Source organism: Bacillus cereus group sp. MG20 (assembly GCF_040459885.1).
GTDB lineage: Bacteria > Bacillota > Bacilli > Bacillales > Bacillaceae_G > Bacillus_A > Bacillus_A cereus.
This window is the reverse complement of the sequence record NZ_JARVHF010000001.1, coordinates 1,582,811-1,597,291: the sequence shown is the minus strand read 5'-3', so window position 1 is coordinate 1,597,291 and position 14,481 is coordinate 1,582,811. Positions and strand designations below refer to the sequence as shown.

Below are 14,481 nucleotides of genomic sequence, written 5' to 3'. Positions count from 1 at the left end.
TTTAGTCATATGTCTAGCAAAATAAAGATCCCCTAGTGTCGTAATACACTAGGGGATCTTTGTTTACTGCACGGATTCTTGTTCTTCCGTAACGGCATGTATTTTATTGTTCACCCATACGAACCCTATTCCGATACAAATAGAAATGCCCCAGCCGACAGCGGTCATAATCGCTCTCATTTCACCGTAGCCATCTACACCAAAAACAGAGATGAAATAAATTTTTAAAAAGCTTTTTAATATAAATTGTAGCCCGAAAAATAACGTTAAATATTGCAGTGCTGGATATATACGACTATCACGATAAAGCTCACGACTTTTATCACGGTCATGACCTTGAAGTGCGGCAATATCTGCTGCGAAATATAACATAAGTGGTTTTTTTATAAAAATTGTACATATGACGATAATACCGAGTACGATGTGATAATATGCATCATTCCATAACATTCGTTCAGCTGACCCAGATAATAGATCTACCGTTGTATTAGAAATGAGTGTAATTAAAATAAAGAACCCTGTCACGTTAAACTGTTTTTCTTTTTTAAAGGTATACAGTGTATAAATAATCCCCGGAACAGAGGAAAGTAACATCGCGTAATAAGGATCGATATAAGGTTTTGCAAATTTCCAAATGAGGAATGGGATTACGAGATAAAAGACAAGATCTAATATAGCTTTTTTATTTTGATTCATACAAAGCCTCCTTAAGTCATACATATATTTTATAATATAATTTCTGAAAATTGTATAAGGTTTAATGGGAAAAGAAAAAATATATCAATTTTTGAGGGATTAGTAGATTGAAAAAAATTGCCCCTAGCGTAGTAAGTTTTTTTAGTATATAATAAAGGAAACGCTTTCATTTTTAGTTTGTTCACAAAATGGACGGAAAATCACATATTTACTATCGATATGTTGCTTTATAATGAAACTAATTAAATATACATGCATACAATATTGTGAAATAAATAACATAAATAATCTATATAAATGTAAACGTTATCAAAAGAGAGAGGTGGAGACAATGAGTAAATTTTTCTTCAATCATAATCCAGCAACAGTAGAGGATGGAAGGCTTGTTAAATATGCTGAAATTATTTATGGAGAAGGTGGCCGTTCTGTATTAGAAAATTTAATGGTGAAGGCATCTATCAGATTGCGTGATCGTTATCCGAATAAATCTGACGAGCAGATCTCGAACCTAGTAAATAAAGGCATCCATGATATGTTTCAAAAATATGTGAGCGAGTAAGAGTAGCCAATGGCTGCTCTTATTTTTTTGTATAAGGATTGTAACTCTAGCTGAAAATAAACATGTATTTTGAAAAACGCAAAAAGGAGTGGGAAAGATGAGCAATGGAATTGGACGTTCGAAAGAAAATCTTCCAACTGATGCAAATCATGTGAGTGCAAAGGATCGTGCACAGCAGAAACGTATGGCACAGAAAAAACAGCAAGAGCGTAGTGGCGATAGCGAGTAGGGTAGAAAATAGCTCAAAAGAGGCTCCTTCTAAAGCAGAAGGAGCTTCTTCAAGATAGAAAATGATTCGCGGTAACATAAAAAAGGCCACCGTTAATAATTTGCACTGTAATATGTGGTTCATACTGTTCTTGCAGAGCTTGTTTTTCAATTTCATAGCTCTCAGGAAGTTCGTCACTTTCTTCATAAAAACGGTTTAAAAGGTCTAGATCATGATTCCAACGCACTCTTGCTTCTTTTGCCCACGTATGGTCATCTTCTGCAATTATATTTTTTAAAGCGTCTTCTATGCGTTGTAAACCACTTTGAGGTTTAATGATGGGCGAGAGCGTAAAACAAAAATCAGGTATTTTTGGTGTAAGTTTAATGTTTGTTAATGTTTCATGAAAGTTTGCCATCATTGTTCCAGAAATGAGATGAATGCCAATCGAGTGAAGGATGTCTTTTTTTCGATCACATTGATAGGAAACTTTTATATTAATACCGAGCCAAGGGTGGAGCGGTGTATGTGTTGCCCCATTATGTCTTACATCCTCATATAAACGTATGTAAGAGCCTAATTCTTTTGTCGTTTGGAAAATTTGATGTAGACGTGGTGAACCGTAGTGAATAAGCTCACCATCATTTTCTTCATTTTCTGGATTTGTAATAAGAGTAAGGCGCATCGGATTCGGTACGCCTCCTGTTTTCTCAAGATAGTGCCAATAAAAAGGGCGATTCATTAATAATTTATCCATCTCAATTGTTAACTGTACATCTAATAAATGAGGAGAACGTTCTAAAATTTCACAGTTATTCGCCTCAAAGAAATTGTATAAGTAATTATGAATTTCATGTTGCTGCATAGCCTTGCACCTCAGCTTCATTTCGTTTCGCAAAGTCGATAATAGATGTTAAGTTTTCCATCTTAATTCTAATTTCACCTTCGCTTTTTGATTGCGCGAAAATTTCTTGAATGTGCGCGTCGATGTTTTTCATATTAATTCTCGTTAAAATTTCATCGAGTTCACCGATAACACGCTCGAATAAGTTGATTTTTTCATATAACAGTTTCAGAATATGTTCTTCAACAGTATGCTTTGTAGCTAAGTTATAAATATGAACATCATTCTTTTGACCGAGACGGTGAATACGTCCGATTCTTTGCTCAAGACGCATTGGATTCCATGGCAAATCATAATTGATCATATGGCTACAAAACTGTAAGTTAATGCCTTCTCCGCCAGCTTCCGTTGCAATTAACACTTGGGCACGATTTTGGAAAAGTTCCTTCATCCAATCTTTCTTCCCGCGTTTAAATCCGCCGCGGAATGGGACAGAAGAAATACCGTGTTGTTGTAAAAACCATTGTAAGTACATCTGTGATGCTCGGTATTCCGTGAAAATGACGACTTTATCGTCAATTTCTTTTATAAGCTCTAGAGCTTTAGTTGCTTTCGAGTTGAAAGGAATATGATTAATTTTGTCCATTAGCACATCGATATGTGGATCTTTTATATAATGTTCATTTTCTTTCTGTCTTTTTTCTACATGCTTTTTCAATGAATAGTAAACAGCCTCACGACTACTGCACGCTTCCCGTTTTAAAGTTAACGATGAGAAAGCAGATGTGAAGGCGTCTTGTCCTCGCCAATTTTCGATATCATTATATAGAGCTTGTTCTTGTTCATTAAACTCAATAAAAATTGTACGTACATGTCTCTTCGGCCAATCGATACCGGTATTATGTCGTCTATTTCGCACCATTACTTTGTTAATGAGAGCTTTTAAGTCTTCATCTGATTCGGCTGAACGATTTTTGGAAGCGTAATATTCTTCAAAGTTGGATTGATTGCCTAGATGTCCTGGCTTTAATAAAGAAACAAGGTTAAAAATTTCATCAATCTTATTTTGAACAGGAGTAGCGGTTAGTAATAAACAAAACTTCTTTTTTAATCGTTGTGCAAATTCATAGTTTTTTGTTTTATTATTTTTCAGTTTATGTGCTTCATCGATAATAATAAGGTCATATTCTAAGTTCAACACGATATCGCGATGTGGTGAACGTTTCGCAGTATCAATTGATGATACGATTACGTCAGCTTGTTCCCACGAGTAGCTTTTCTTTTGTGCTACAGCGGGAATGAAAAACTTTGTATTCAGCTCGTATGCCCATTGTGATACGAGAGAAGCTGGGACAAGTATAAGTACCTTTTTCACAAGCCCGCGGACCATGTATTCTTTCAAAATAAGTCCAGCTTCGATTGTTTTTCCAAGACCTACTTCATCTGCTAGAATCGCTTTACCATTCATTTGTTCAATTACATTTTGAGCGACTTCTAATTGATGCGGAAGCGGTGTGAAATGGGATAAATGTTTCGGTGCTTGTAGTCCATCAAAAGTAGGAACAAGTAACGATTTTTCTGTTTCATAAGCTAAGTGATATAAATCCCAGTTTGTCCAAGGACCATCTTCATCAATTCTATTTAAAAAATTGTTTTGCCACGTCCGATCTACGGAAATATCGACATTCATTACGACTCTCCCACCTTTTATAAACTAAAGTAATTATTTTTTAATGTATGATGATTTGCCTTAAAAGAAGGCATAATTATCGTTATTAAAGGCTATATGATAGACAATAATAAAGTATTAAATCTCAAAAGCTGTATTTATTGTGTTTTAACATAAAAAATTCTAAATTATTTTTTATGCTAGAATATTGATGAAATATAGCGAATGATGTTAGGATAATGGTGTGAAATGTGTGGAATCTTTCGTATTTTATCCAAGAAAGTGATTTTTTATTTACGCTTTCATAAAAAAATATAATGAGATTCCGTATATCCTATCTTTTCAGAATGAAAATGTTTAGAAAAGGGAAGCAACTTTTATTGATTTGTCAAAGCATAAGGGGGAGAGAGCATGATTACATTACAACGTACACCGTTATTTGATGTATACGCGAAGTATGGTGGGAAAACAATCGACTTCGGTGGTTGGGAATTACCAGTTCAATTTTCAAGCATTAAAGAAGAACACGAAGCTGTACGTACAGCTGCAGGTTTGTTCGATGTGTCTCATATGGGAGAAGTTGAAGTAAAAGGTGTAGATAGTTTAGCATTTTTACAACGTGTTGTTACAAATGACGTATCTACCTTAAAGGTAGGGGGCGCACAATATACAGCTATGTGCTACGAAAATGGTGGTACAGTAGATGATTTATTAATCTACAAACGTGGTGAAGAAGACTATTTATTAGTAATCAATGCATCAAATATCGAGAAAGATTACGAATGGTTAGCAAGTCATGTAATTGGCGATGCGACAGTAGTCAATGTTTCTAGTGAAGTTGCACAGCTTGCAATTCAAGGACCAAAAGCAGAAGGCATTTTACAAAAAGTTGTGTCAGAAGATTTGAAAGAAATTAAGTTCTTTAAATTTAAAAACGATATTCTTGTAGATGGAATTCCAGCACTTGTATCTCGTACAGGTTATACAGGTGAAGATGGATTCGAAATTTACTGTAAGAGTGAAGATGCTGCAAAACTTTGGGAGAAACTTCTTGAAGTTGGAGCAGAAGAGGGCTTAAAAGCATGTGGTTTAGGTGCTCGTGATACACTTCGATTCGAAGCAACATTACCACTTTATGGACAAGAATTATCAAAAGATATTACACCGATTGAGGCTGGAATTGGCTTTGCGGTAAAAACAAATAAAGAAGCAGACTTCTTTGGAAAAGCAACGTTAAAAGAGCAAAAAGAAAACGGTGCGCCTCGTAAATTAGTCGGCATCGAAGTAATCGAACGTGGAATTCCTCGTACGCATTACCCTGTATTTATTGGTGAAGAAAAAATTGGGGAAGTAACGAGTGGTACACAATCTCCAACGTTAAAGAAAAGCATTGGTTTAGCACTAATTGATGTAAAATACGCAGCAGTTGATACAGAAGTAGAAATTGAAATTCGTAATAAACGCGTCAAAGCAGTAGTTGTTCCAACACCATTTTACAAACGTTCAAAGTAACGGGGAGAGGGGTAGATTTCATGTTGCATCGTTATCTTCCAATGACAGAAGAAGACAAAAAAGAAATGTTACAAACGATCGGCGTTCAAACGATCGATGAATTATTCTCTGATATTCCAGAGAGTGTTCGTTTTAAAGGGGATTTAAAAATTAAAGAAGCAAAATCAGAGCCAGAGCTTTTAAAAGAGCTATCTCAAATGGCTAGTAAAAATGCTAACTTAAAAGAATACGCTTCTTTCTTAGGAGCAGGCGTATACGATCATTATGCTCCAGTAATTGTAGATCATGTTATTTCTCGCTCAGAATTTTATACAGCTTACACACCATACCAACCGGAAATTTCACAAGGGGAATTACAAGCAATCTTTGAATTCCAAACAATGATTTGTGAATTAACAGGAATGGATGTAGCAAACTCTTCTATGTATGACGGGGGTACAGCTTTAGCTGAAGCGGCAATGTTAGCAGCTGGCCATACTCGCAAAAAGAAAATTCTTGTATCTAGCGCGGTTCATCCAGAATCAAGAGCAGTACTTGAAACGTATGCAAAAGGTCAAAATCTTGAAGTTGTTGAAATTAATCATAAAGATGGTGTAACAGATTTAGACGTATTACAAAGTGAAGTAGATGATACAGTTGCTTGTGTAATCGTTCAATATCCAAACTTCTTCGGACAAGTTGAAAAATTAGCTGATATTGAAAAAATCGTTCATCAACAAAAATCATTATTTATCGTTTCTTCAAATCCATTATCATTAGGCGCATTAACACCACCAGGGAAATTTGGTGCTGATATTGTAATCGGTGATGCACAACCATTCGGTATTCCAACGCAGTTTGGTGGACCGCACTGTGGTTACTTTGCAACAACGAAAGCATTTATGCGTAAAATTCCAGGACGTCTTGTTGGACAAACTGTAGATTCAGATGGTAAACGTGGATTTGTATTAACGTTACAAGCACGTGAACAGCATATTCGCCGTGATAAAGCGACGTCTAATATTTGTTCAAACCAAGCGTTAAATGCATTAGCAGCTTCTGTTGCAATGACGGCACTTGGCAAACAAGGTGTGAAAGAAATGGCACGTCAAAACATTTCTAAAGCACAGTATGCAAAACGTCAATTTGAGGCGAAAGGCTTCACAGTAACATTTGCTGGACCATTCTTCAATGAGTTTGTTGTAGATTGCAAACGTCCAGTGAAAGAAGTAAACGATGCATTATTACAAAAGAATATTATCGGTGGTTACGATCTAGGCCGTGATTATAAAGAGCATGAAAACCATATGCTAGTAGCAGTAACTGAGCTTCGTACAAAAGAGGAAATTGACACACTTGTAAACGAAATGGGGGCTATCCAATGAAGAACCAAGACCAAGCACTTATCTTTGAAGTGAGTAAAGAAGGACGCATAGGATATAGCTTACCCAAATTAGATGTAGAAGAAGTGAAACTAGAAGATGTGTTTGAGAGCGATTATATTCGAGTAGAAGATGCAGAGCTACCAGAAGTATCTGAACTTGATATTATGCGCCACTATACAGCACTTTCAAACCGTAACCACGGTGTTGATTCTGGATTCTATCCACTTGGATCTTGTACGATGAAATATAATCCGAAAATTAATGAGAGTGTAGCTCGTTTCGCAGGATTTGCAAATATTCATCCACTGCAAGATGAAAAGACAGTACAAGGTGCAATGGAATTAATGTATGACTTACAAGAGCATTTAATTGAAATTACAGGTATGGATACTGTTACTTTACAACCAGCAGCTGGTGCACACGGAGAATGGACAGGTTTAATGTTAATTCGTGCATACCATGAAGCGAATGGTGACTTTAACCGTACGAAAGTAATTGTACCTGACTCTGCTCACGGAACGAACCCGGCATCTGCAACTGTAGCTGGTTTTGAAACAATTACAGTAAAATCAAATGAAAATGGCCTTGTTGACTTAGAAGACTTAAAACGTGTTGTAAACGAAGAAACAGCAGCACTTATGTTAACAAATCCTAATACATTAGGTCTATTCGAAGAAAATATTTTAGAAATGGCAGAAATCGTCCATAATGCAGGCGGTAAGTTATACTATGATGGTGCAAACTTAAATGCGGTATTAAGCCAAGCACGCCCAGGAGATATGGGATTTGACGTTGTGCATTTAAACCTTCATAAAACATTTACAGGTCCTCACGGCGGTGGTGGCCCAGGTTCTGGTCCAGTAGGTGTGAAAGCTGATTTAATTCCGTACTTACCAAAACCGATTTTAGAAAAAACGGAAAATGGTTATCACTTCAACTACGACCGTCCAGAAGCAATTGGTCGTGTGAAGCCATTCTATGGTAACTTTGGAATTAACGTTCGTGCATACACGTATATTCGCTCTATGGGTCCAGATGGCTTGCGTGCAGTAACTGAGTATGCTGTATTAAATGCGAACTATATGATGAGAAGATTAGCGCCATTCTACGATCTTCCATTCGATAGACATTGTAAGCATGAATTTGTATTATCAGGTCGTCGTCAAAAGAAACTTGGCGTACGTACATTAGATATTGCAAAACGTCTGCTTGATTTCGGTTACCATCCACCAACAATTTACTTCCCATTAAATGTGGAAGAATGTATTATGATTGAGCCGACAGAAACAGAATCAAAAGAAACATTAGATGGTTTCATTGATAAGATGATTCAAATCGCTAAAGAAGTAGAAGAAAATCCAGAAGTTGTACAAGAAGCACCGCATACGACAGTCATTAAACGTTTAGACGAAACGATGGCTGCACGTAAACCAGTTTTACGTTATGCAAAGCCAGCTCCTGTACAAGTTTGATTAGAATAACAAAAGGAGAACTCGCTGCGGCGGGTTCTTTTTTTGTATGGAGAATTTGTGCAGAAATAGTGAAGAAAATGTTAAAAAATTATATTTTTTGTTTCCTAATGGTGTAAAGGTGTAGTTTTATAGGTAGTTTTGTTGAAAAAGTCGGTTTGATAAAAGTATTTATTTTTGTTAGAATTTTATTGAAATTAAGAAGATGTGATGAGGCAAAAATTACTCATTTTTATGTATATGTGAAAAAACGAGCAAGACGGGGGTGAAAGTGTGGGATATCGATGTTATAGAATGGTATACCATTTAGAAAATGGAGAAACAATTAAAGATGTAAAAGAATTTTGCTATCGAGACCAAGGGAAAGTGTTAGAAAGAGTAGCAAATCGTGTAATGGATAATAGAGAAGTGACGGCGATTGATAAACAAGGAACAATCATTTCAATAGCATGTGAGGACATTGTAAAGGTGGAACTTGATTACATAACAGAAAGTTAACCTTGAGTCATATCGAATTATTCGATAAAATAAACTGTTGAATGGTGAAGTGAGAAGAGAGGAGTTTATCATGGGTAGTACAAGACACTTTTATATGTTTATCTTAGCGTTTGTTCTTGTTGTGGCATTAACGATTTACTTAATCGTTGACAGCAGCTGGTACAACACGGTTCATCCGGCATTCCTTCTGTTTATGTATATAGGAATTGCAGTAGTAAGTTTCGGAATGAGAGACGAGATGTTAGATCGCTTTGAAAAGTGATACATATACGAAAGACCAACAGGAAAATGTTGGTCTTTTTTTCTTGCCAAAAATAGGATGCTGTGTATATACTGTATATATAAGGTATATACAGTATATACACACACTGGAGGAAAACATGAATATTATTATTTCGAATTCTTCCCAAGACCCTATTTATGTGCAAATAAGAAAACAATTAAGCCAGCTTATTTTAAATGGTGGTTTAAAGGGTGGAGACCAATTACCGTCTATTCGTAGCTTAGCGAAGGAATTGCAAATTAGTGTAATTACAACGAAGCGTGCGTACGAGGAGCTTGAAAAAGAAGGATATATAGAAACTGTTGCTGGGAAGGGGACTTATGTTTCACGTAAAAATAATGAACTATTAAAAGAACAGCGGCTACGTCTATTGGAAAGTAAGGCTGAAGAAATCGTAAAAGAAAGTAAAGTGTTGCAGCTTTCACTTGAAGAATTGCAGCAGATGATTGCGTTTTTATATAAGGGGGAATGAGAGAGATGTTAGAGTTAAAAAACGTTTGTAAAAGTTATGAAGATTTTGCAGTGAAAAATATAAGTTTTTCATTACCACGAGGATATATTATGGGGTTTGTCGGACCAAATGGTGCTGGGAAAAGTACAACGATCAAAATGATTATGAATTTAATTAGAAAAGATAGCGGCGATATAAAAATTTTTGGCAAAGACAATAAGAAAGCTGAAAAGGACATAAAACAAAATATTGGTTTTGTATATGATGAAAATCATTATTACGAAGATTTAACGTGTGAACAAATGAAACGTATTATTGCACCGTTATATAAAAAGTGGGACGAAAATCAATACCAATCGTATATGCACAGATTGCAAGTTCCAAAGTATAAAAAAATTAAAGAGCTATCTAAAGGGATGAAAATGAAGTTTGCGATTGCCATCGCACTTTCACATCATGCAGAGTTTATCATTATGGATGAGCCGACAGCAGGATTAGATCCAGTTGTCCGAAGTGAATTACTTGATATGTTGCAAGAAATTGTAATGGAAGATGAAGTATCTGTATTATTCTCAACCCACATTACAACGGATTTAGAACGTATTGCAGATTATATTACGTTTATCAACGATGGAGAAATTATATTTACTGGTGAAAAAGATGAATTAATGGAGAACTACGTAATCGTTAAGGGAAGCAATGATTTATTAGATCGAGAAGGAAAAGAACTATTTGTTGGATTACGAAAAAATAAATTCGGTTTCGAAGGTTTAGCGAAGGATAAACAAGGAATTATCGATTGGTTTGGAAATGAGGTTGTACTAGAAAAGCCTACATTAGATGACATTATCGTTTACACTGCGAAAGGGAGAGGTGCCTATGCGTCAGCTAATCTATAAAGATTTGTTCTTTTTTCGGGTAATTTGGTTAGTGAATCTTGTTATGCCCCTTTTGTTCTTTATGTTAGATGCAAGTGGTGAATTGTTATTTCCAATGAGTTGTCTATTTATAACCTTTTCATCGGTTATGACGTTAACCGTTATGGATGAAAGAAATAAAAGTGACATTGTTATAAATAGTTTACCGGTAAGTCGAAAGGATATCATAATTGCTAGATATATTTCCTGTGCAATATTCATTGTTGGTGCCATTCTCTCTACGATGTTAGTTGTTTTTCTTATAAGGGGTATTGTGGTTATTAGTGATATCGGTGTATATCATCCTAATCTATACATTGAAATTCCATGGTATGAAGTCATAAATGGAGCTGTTTATGCCACATTTTTTGTTGTCACGTTTTTCCCTAGTTATTATGGTACAAAATCGAAGGTAGTAAGAAGTATAGGATCAGCAGCATCAATAGGAGTGGGTGTAATTCTTTGGATATTTATTAGTGATGGGCTGAATGAAACAACATCTTCATTCAGTGAGTGGATTATGAATCCAGTACATATTGGTGTATTTATAGTTGGAGGAATGATATTAGCTAGTGTCTATATCGTTTCTATGTTTCTTACAATTAAAATTTATGAAACGCGTGATTTATAGAGAGGAGAATTTATATGCAACAATTGATTTTGAAGGAGTTTTTCTTACAGAAGAAGATGTTTCCTTTCTATTTTTTAATACCTATTTTATCTATTTTTAAGCATTCCGTCGAACCAATGGGGATTGCAATAGGATTATTTATAACATGTAGTACGATTATATATATTTCTTTTTATTATGAAGAGAAAAGTAAAGCGGAAAAAGTATTAGTGAGCTTGCCTATAACGAGAACAGAGATAGTTATAGCTAAATATATTGCAAGTTCATTATTTATTATGGCTGGTTTGAGTGTAACTTTTATAGTCTTAATATTAGGGAATATTTTATTGGGCAGGGATATAGTCATGCCTGGATATGCAGTATTTTCAGCAATAGTAGCAACTTTAATCTATTGTGTTGTAACGATACCCGCTAATTACATTGGAGGATATAAAGCGACTTCTGTTTTGAATGTTATTATGATTTTGCCTTTAACAGGTATGATTGGCCTTATGTGTAATATTTTTGGTGATAAAACAATTATGCTAAAAGTACTCCACTCTCAAGAGGCTACACTAGCAATGGGTGTTCTTAGTATTGGAGTGTTAGTAAGTATAGTCATATCAATGTTTCTCTCAATGAAAATGTTTCAGGAGGCAGAGTTATAGAAGGAGCATTTTCATATTAGGAGGGGTAATACATGATCAAGCAACTAATTTTAAAAGATTTCATTATTCAATGGAAATTTTTAATTTGGTACATACTGTATCCTGTTTTCTTTTATATGGCCTTAACAGATACGGAAAATCTGTTCATAATTATGTCAGTAATTATTACAATTGGGGCAACGGTAAAAACATTTGAAGCAGATAGTAAAAATGAGAGTGAAGTTATAGTAAATAGTTTACCAATATTGAGAAAACAAATTGTGTATGCGAAATATATAGTAGCAATTATTATTCTTTTTATAAGTGTAACGATCGGTTGTTTCACGATGAGAATGAAGAGTGGGGTTAACTTATTTGAATTTATTGAAACGACAATGGTTGCTAGTAGTAGTTTTATTTTAGTGTATTTAAGTTTGGTTTTACCGCTATCCTTTTGGCTAGGGTATAAGAAAACTATTTTTATTGCGATTTTTATACTAATAGCACCTATGGCTGTTTCTTCTATTTTCTTTGGAATCAACCTAGAACAAATTCAGCTATATAACAGCTTGTTATTCATTGGTTCAATATGCATGTTCATAGCATCTATCTTCGTTTCAGTAAAAATATATGAAAAAAGAGAATTTTAAAAGGTGCCTTAAAAAAGGCACCTTCTTCAATAACGACAATACGAGAGCAGTAGTTTATAAAAAGAAACGCTATTTGGTACATCTTTCGGAGTATGTAATATAAAGCTGAAAACGATGATGAGAATAAGAAATAGGAAAAATAAAAATAGAATTTGCTTATGTATAGAATTTTGCATATTATCCACTCCTTTTTTAGGTAGTATGTCCAAAAGAAAGGAGTGTATGAAAAATTTTAGGAGGGGAGAATGATGAACAAAAGAAAATGGTTATATAGAATAGGAATATTTTTATTTTCAATCGGCCTCATATTAGCAAATGTTTACTCGGATATACCACTGTTATTTCCAAGTTTACATAAAGGGGTTGGTATAAGTATTGCCATAATTGGTCTGTTTTGTCTTATCACATGTAACTTCTACAGAAAGTCTGAATGAATATAAAAAAGGACAGTTATTCTTTTTCAGAAGTACTGTCCTTTTTAAATAACTTATTCCATAGTTTGGCGATACTCCATATAATGACGATTGCAATGGAGGCGATAATGGACCAAACAATCGATATAATTTCAAGTGTCATGTTAGGAAGGAATGTGAGAATGGATAATACTTTATGAAACAATGATTCTATTATATGAAAACTTATTTGTAATAGAATGAGGATACTAAGTGTGATCCATGCTAATATTTTCTTTCCTTTTTCTTTCCACATGACATTCACCTCACGTTAGCTTAATAGTTTTAAGCCAACAGCGCCGCATAGAATACAGCTTAAGAAAGCAAGACGACGCCAATCCGCTGATTCTCGGAAAATGAGAATGCCTAGAAGTGCACTTCCAGCAGTTCCGATTCCAGTCCAAATTGCGTAAGCAGTTCCCATCGGTAATGTGTTCATCGCAAGAGATAAGAAGAAGAAGCTTACGCCGAAGTTAGCGATTAAAATAACTTTTGGTGCCCAGCCTTTCTTTTCAGTGGCTACTTTCATAAAGAGTACACCAATAATTTCACAAATACCAGCTAGAATTAAAAATACCCAAGCCATTTTATGCGGCCTCCTTCGCTTCTTTTTCTTCTGTTACTCGTTTTAAACCAATTACTCCAAAGAAGATTAAACCGATTAATAAAACTTTTACGATAGAGAAAGGTTCTCCGAAGATGAAAATCTCTGTAAGAACGATTCCACCAGCTCCGATTCCTGTAAAGACTGCGTATACAGTGCCGACAGGTAAATCTTTATAAGCTCTAAATAATAAGACGAAACTAATTGTAATTAATAGAGCAACACCAGCCCATTCAAGTGGTGCCTCTGCTTTTTTTAGTCCAATCACCCAAAAGATTTCAATAATACCAGCGATTATTACATAAATCCATGCCATATGTCATTTCTCCTTCCTACCAGTCGTTAGGTAAAGGGCTTAAAAACGACGCATTGCAAAGGAGCAATCCGTCAGTTTGAAAGTCCACGCCAAAATACTTTCCAAGAAGCGTCTAAACGTGTCTCAAAACGATTTAAACCTGCGTATAATAGTTCAACCATAAGACCGTCGAGTAAGCATAGAAAAGCCTCTAAGGCGTCTTTTACTTCAATGTTATGCAGCTCATCTTGTTCGCTTGCTCTTTTAAATACAGGGAATAAAAGTTTTCCGACGTTTTCAATGTGTACATTTGCTTTATTAATAATTTGTTCGCGAAATGCATCAGGCGGAAAATAAGAAGTTCGTAACCAAAACATTGATTCTTCACTTTCACCAAAGCGTTTTGCATAGCCTTTTAATAATTTTAAAAGCAATTCTTCAGTGGACGAATTGGAAAAGCTTTCGATATCGCCTGTAAAGCTCTGCAAATCTTTTTGAAGAGCAGATTCTAAGCATATGAAATATAGCTCTTCTTTTCCTTTAAAGTGTGCGTAAATCGATGGTTTTTTAATCCCAACTTCTTGAGCAATATTTGCCAATGAAGTTCCTTCATAGCCGTAGCGTGCGAAATGAGAAAGTGCTACAGCTTTAATGCGGTTTGCTGTCATTTTCATCCCCTACCTACCGTTCGTTAGGTTCATTATATGAGATGAAAAATATAATGTCAATAGGTGAAGAGCTGAAAAAGAGCGT

General features: G+C 35.1%; 21 protein-coding genes. 13 read left to right on the top strand and 8 right to left on the bottom strand.

Annotated features, from left to right (window positions below):
* Nucleotides 1–63: 63 nt before the first annotated feature.
* Together QCI81_RS08145 and QCI81_RS08140 are read right to left on the bottom strand one after the other, a co-directional pair.
* Nucleotides 64–696: a VC0807 family protein gene (locus QCI81_RS08145; RefSeq protein ID WP_001073111.1), complete on the bottom strand. Its 633-nt coding sequence runs from the start codon at nt 694–696 to the stop codon at nt 64–66.
* Between the two features lie 141 nt (nt 697–837).
* Nucleotides 838–954, bottom strand: coding sequence for a hypothetical protein (locus tag QCI81_RS08140; protein ID WP_003279814.1), 117 nt, complete (start codon nt 952–954; stop codon nt 838–840).
* 73 nt (nt 955–1,027) lie between these two features.
* Between QCI81_RS08140 and QCI81_RS08135 the strand changes: the two genes are divergently transcribed.
* Complete coding sequence (locus tag QCI81_RS08135; RefSeq protein WP_000032702.1) at nt 1,028–1,255, top strand: hypothetical protein; 228 nt, start codon at nt 1,028–1,030, stop codon at nt 1,253–1,255.
* Between the two features lie 97 nt (nt 1,256–1,352).
* Entirely contained in the window at nt 1,353–1,484 is a 132-nt protein-coding gene (locus tag QCI81_RS08130) for a hypothetical protein (RefSeq protein WP_000064665.1), read from the top strand.
* A 49-nt stretch (nt 1,485–1,533) separates the two neighbouring features.
* On the opposite strand, the gene QCI81_RS08125 is transcribed toward QCI81_RS08130, so the two are convergent.
* Both QCI81_RS08125 and QCI81_RS08120 read right to left on the bottom strand, forming a co-directional pair.
* Nucleotides 1,534–2,328 carry a YqhG family protein gene (locus tag QCI81_RS08125; RefSeq protein WP_044784477.1) on the bottom strand — a complete coding sequence of 265 codons (795 nt, stop codon included), beginning with the start codon at nt 2,326–2,328 and terminating at the stop codon, nt 1,534–1,536.
* Nucleotides 2,315–3,997, bottom strand: coding sequence for a DEAD/DEAH box helicase (locus tag QCI81_RS08120; protein ID WP_071729662.1), 1,683 nt, complete (start codon nt 3,995–3,997; stop codon nt 2,315–2,317). The genes QCI81_RS08125 and QCI81_RS08120 overlap by 14 nt, the downstream gene beginning before the upstream one ends.
* Nucleotides 3,998–4,387: 390 nt before the next feature.
* Here QCI81_RS08120 and gcvT point away from each other — a divergent pair, with 390 nt between their 5' ends.
* The 11 genes from gcvT to QCI81_RS08065 all read left to right on the top strand — a co-directional run bounded on the left by gcvT (nt 4,388) and on the right by QCI81_RS08065 (nt 12,811).
* Nucleotides 4,388–5,488 carry a glycine cleavage system aminomethyltransferase GcvT gene (gcvT, locus tag QCI81_RS08115; RefSeq protein WP_000631769.1) on the top strand — a complete coding sequence of 367 codons (1,101 nt, stop codon included), beginning with the start codon at nt 4,388–4,390 and terminating at the stop codon, nt 5,486–5,488.
* Nucleotides 5,489–5,508: 20 nt separating this feature from the next.
* Entirely contained in the window at nt 5,509–6,852 is a 1,344-nt protein-coding gene (gene gcvPA / locus QCI81_RS08110; protein ID WP_000903240.1) for an aminomethyl-transferring glycine dehydrogenase subunit 1, read from the top strand.
* Nucleotides 6,849–8,324, top strand: coding sequence for an aminomethyl-transferring glycine dehydrogenase subunit 2 (gene gcvPB / locus QCI81_RS08105; RefSeq protein WP_000795702.1), 1,476 nt, complete (start codon nt 6,849–6,851; stop codon nt 8,322–8,324). Before gcvPA ends, gcvPB begins: the two co-directional genes overlap by 4 nt.
* A gap of 291 nt (nt 8,325–8,615) precedes the next feature.
* Nucleotides 8,616–8,819 carry a DUF3929 family protein gene (locus QCI81_RS08100; RefSeq protein WP_000262496.1) on the top strand — a complete coding sequence of 68 codons (204 nt, stop codon included), beginning with the start codon at nt 8,616–8,618 and terminating at the stop codon, nt 8,817–8,819.
* Nucleotides 8,820–8,889: 70 nt separating this feature from the next.
* The gene (locus QCI81_RS08095; RefSeq protein ID WP_000535933.1) at nt 8,890–9,081 is read left to right on the top strand and encodes a hypothetical protein; all 192 of its coding nucleotides are present in this window, start codon (nt 8,890–8,892) and stop codon (nt 9,079–9,081) included.
* Between the two features lie 118 nt (nt 9,082–9,199).
* Complete coding sequence (locus QCI81_RS08090; RefSeq protein ID WP_001021350.1) at nt 9,200–9,574, top strand: GntR family transcriptional regulator; 375 nt, start codon at nt 9,200–9,202, stop codon at nt 9,572–9,574.
* Nucleotides 9,575–9,579: 5 nt separating this feature from the next.
* The gene (locus QCI81_RS08085) at nt 9,580–10,452 is read left to right on the top strand and encodes an ABC transporter ATP-binding protein (protein ID WP_182810939.1); all 873 of its coding nucleotides are present in this window, start codon (nt 9,580–9,582) and stop codon (nt 10,450–10,452) included.
* Nucleotides 10,433–11,101, top strand: a complete 669-nt coding sequence (locus QCI81_RS08080) for an ABC-2 transporter permease (protein WP_071729664.1) — start codon at nt 10,433–10,435, stop codon at nt 11,099–11,101. The genes QCI81_RS08085 and QCI81_RS08080 overlap by 20 nt, the downstream gene beginning before the upstream one ends.
* A gap of 14 nt (nt 11,102–11,115) precedes the next feature.
* On the top strand, nt 11,116–11,748 hold the full coding sequence (locus QCI81_RS08075) for an ABC-2 transporter permease (protein ID WP_098852221.1): 633 nt from the start codon (nt 11,116–11,118) through the stop codon (nt 11,746–11,748).
* Between the two features lie 32 nt (nt 11,749–11,780).
* Nucleotides 11,781–12,377, top strand: a complete 597-nt coding sequence (locus tag QCI81_RS08070) for an ABC-2 transporter permease (protein WP_071729668.1) — start codon at nt 11,781–11,783, stop codon at nt 12,375–12,377.
* Nucleotides 12,378–12,622: 245 nt separating this feature from the next.
* Complete coding sequence (locus tag QCI81_RS08065; protein ID WP_016123326.1) at nt 12,623–12,811, top strand: hypothetical protein; 189 nt, start codon at nt 12,623–12,625, stop codon at nt 12,809–12,811.
* Between the two features lie 16 nt (nt 12,812–12,827).
* Here QCI81_RS08065 and QCI81_RS08060 read toward each other — a convergent pair whose 3' ends face one another.
* The 4 genes from QCI81_RS08060 to QCI81_RS08045 all read right to left on the bottom strand — a co-directional run bounded on the left by QCI81_RS08060 (nt 12,828) and on the right by QCI81_RS08045 (nt 14,402).
* Nucleotides 12,828–13,085 carry a DUF3975 family protein gene (locus QCI81_RS08060; protein ID WP_000265372.1) on the bottom strand — a complete coding sequence of 86 codons (258 nt, stop codon included), beginning with the start codon at nt 13,083–13,085 and terminating at the stop codon, nt 12,828–12,830.
* Between the two features lie 15 nt (nt 13,086–13,100).
* On the bottom strand, nt 13,101–13,415 hold the full coding sequence (locus QCI81_RS08055) for a DMT family transporter (protein ID WP_000312623.1): 315 nt from the start codon (nt 13,413–13,415) through the stop codon (nt 13,101–13,103).
* Between the two features lies 1 nt (nt 13,416).
* A complete protein-coding gene (locus QCI81_RS08050; protein WP_000312339.1) occupies nt 13,417–13,749 on the bottom strand; it encodes a DMT family transporter in 333 nt (110 codons plus the stop codon).
* Nucleotides 13,750–13,820: 71 nt separating this feature from the next.
* Complete coding sequence (locus QCI81_RS08045; RefSeq protein WP_002005730.1) at nt 13,821–14,402, bottom strand: TetR/AcrR family transcriptional regulator; 582 nt, start codon at nt 14,400–14,402, stop codon at nt 13,821–13,823.
* Nucleotides 14,403–14,481 lie beyond the last annotated feature (79 nt).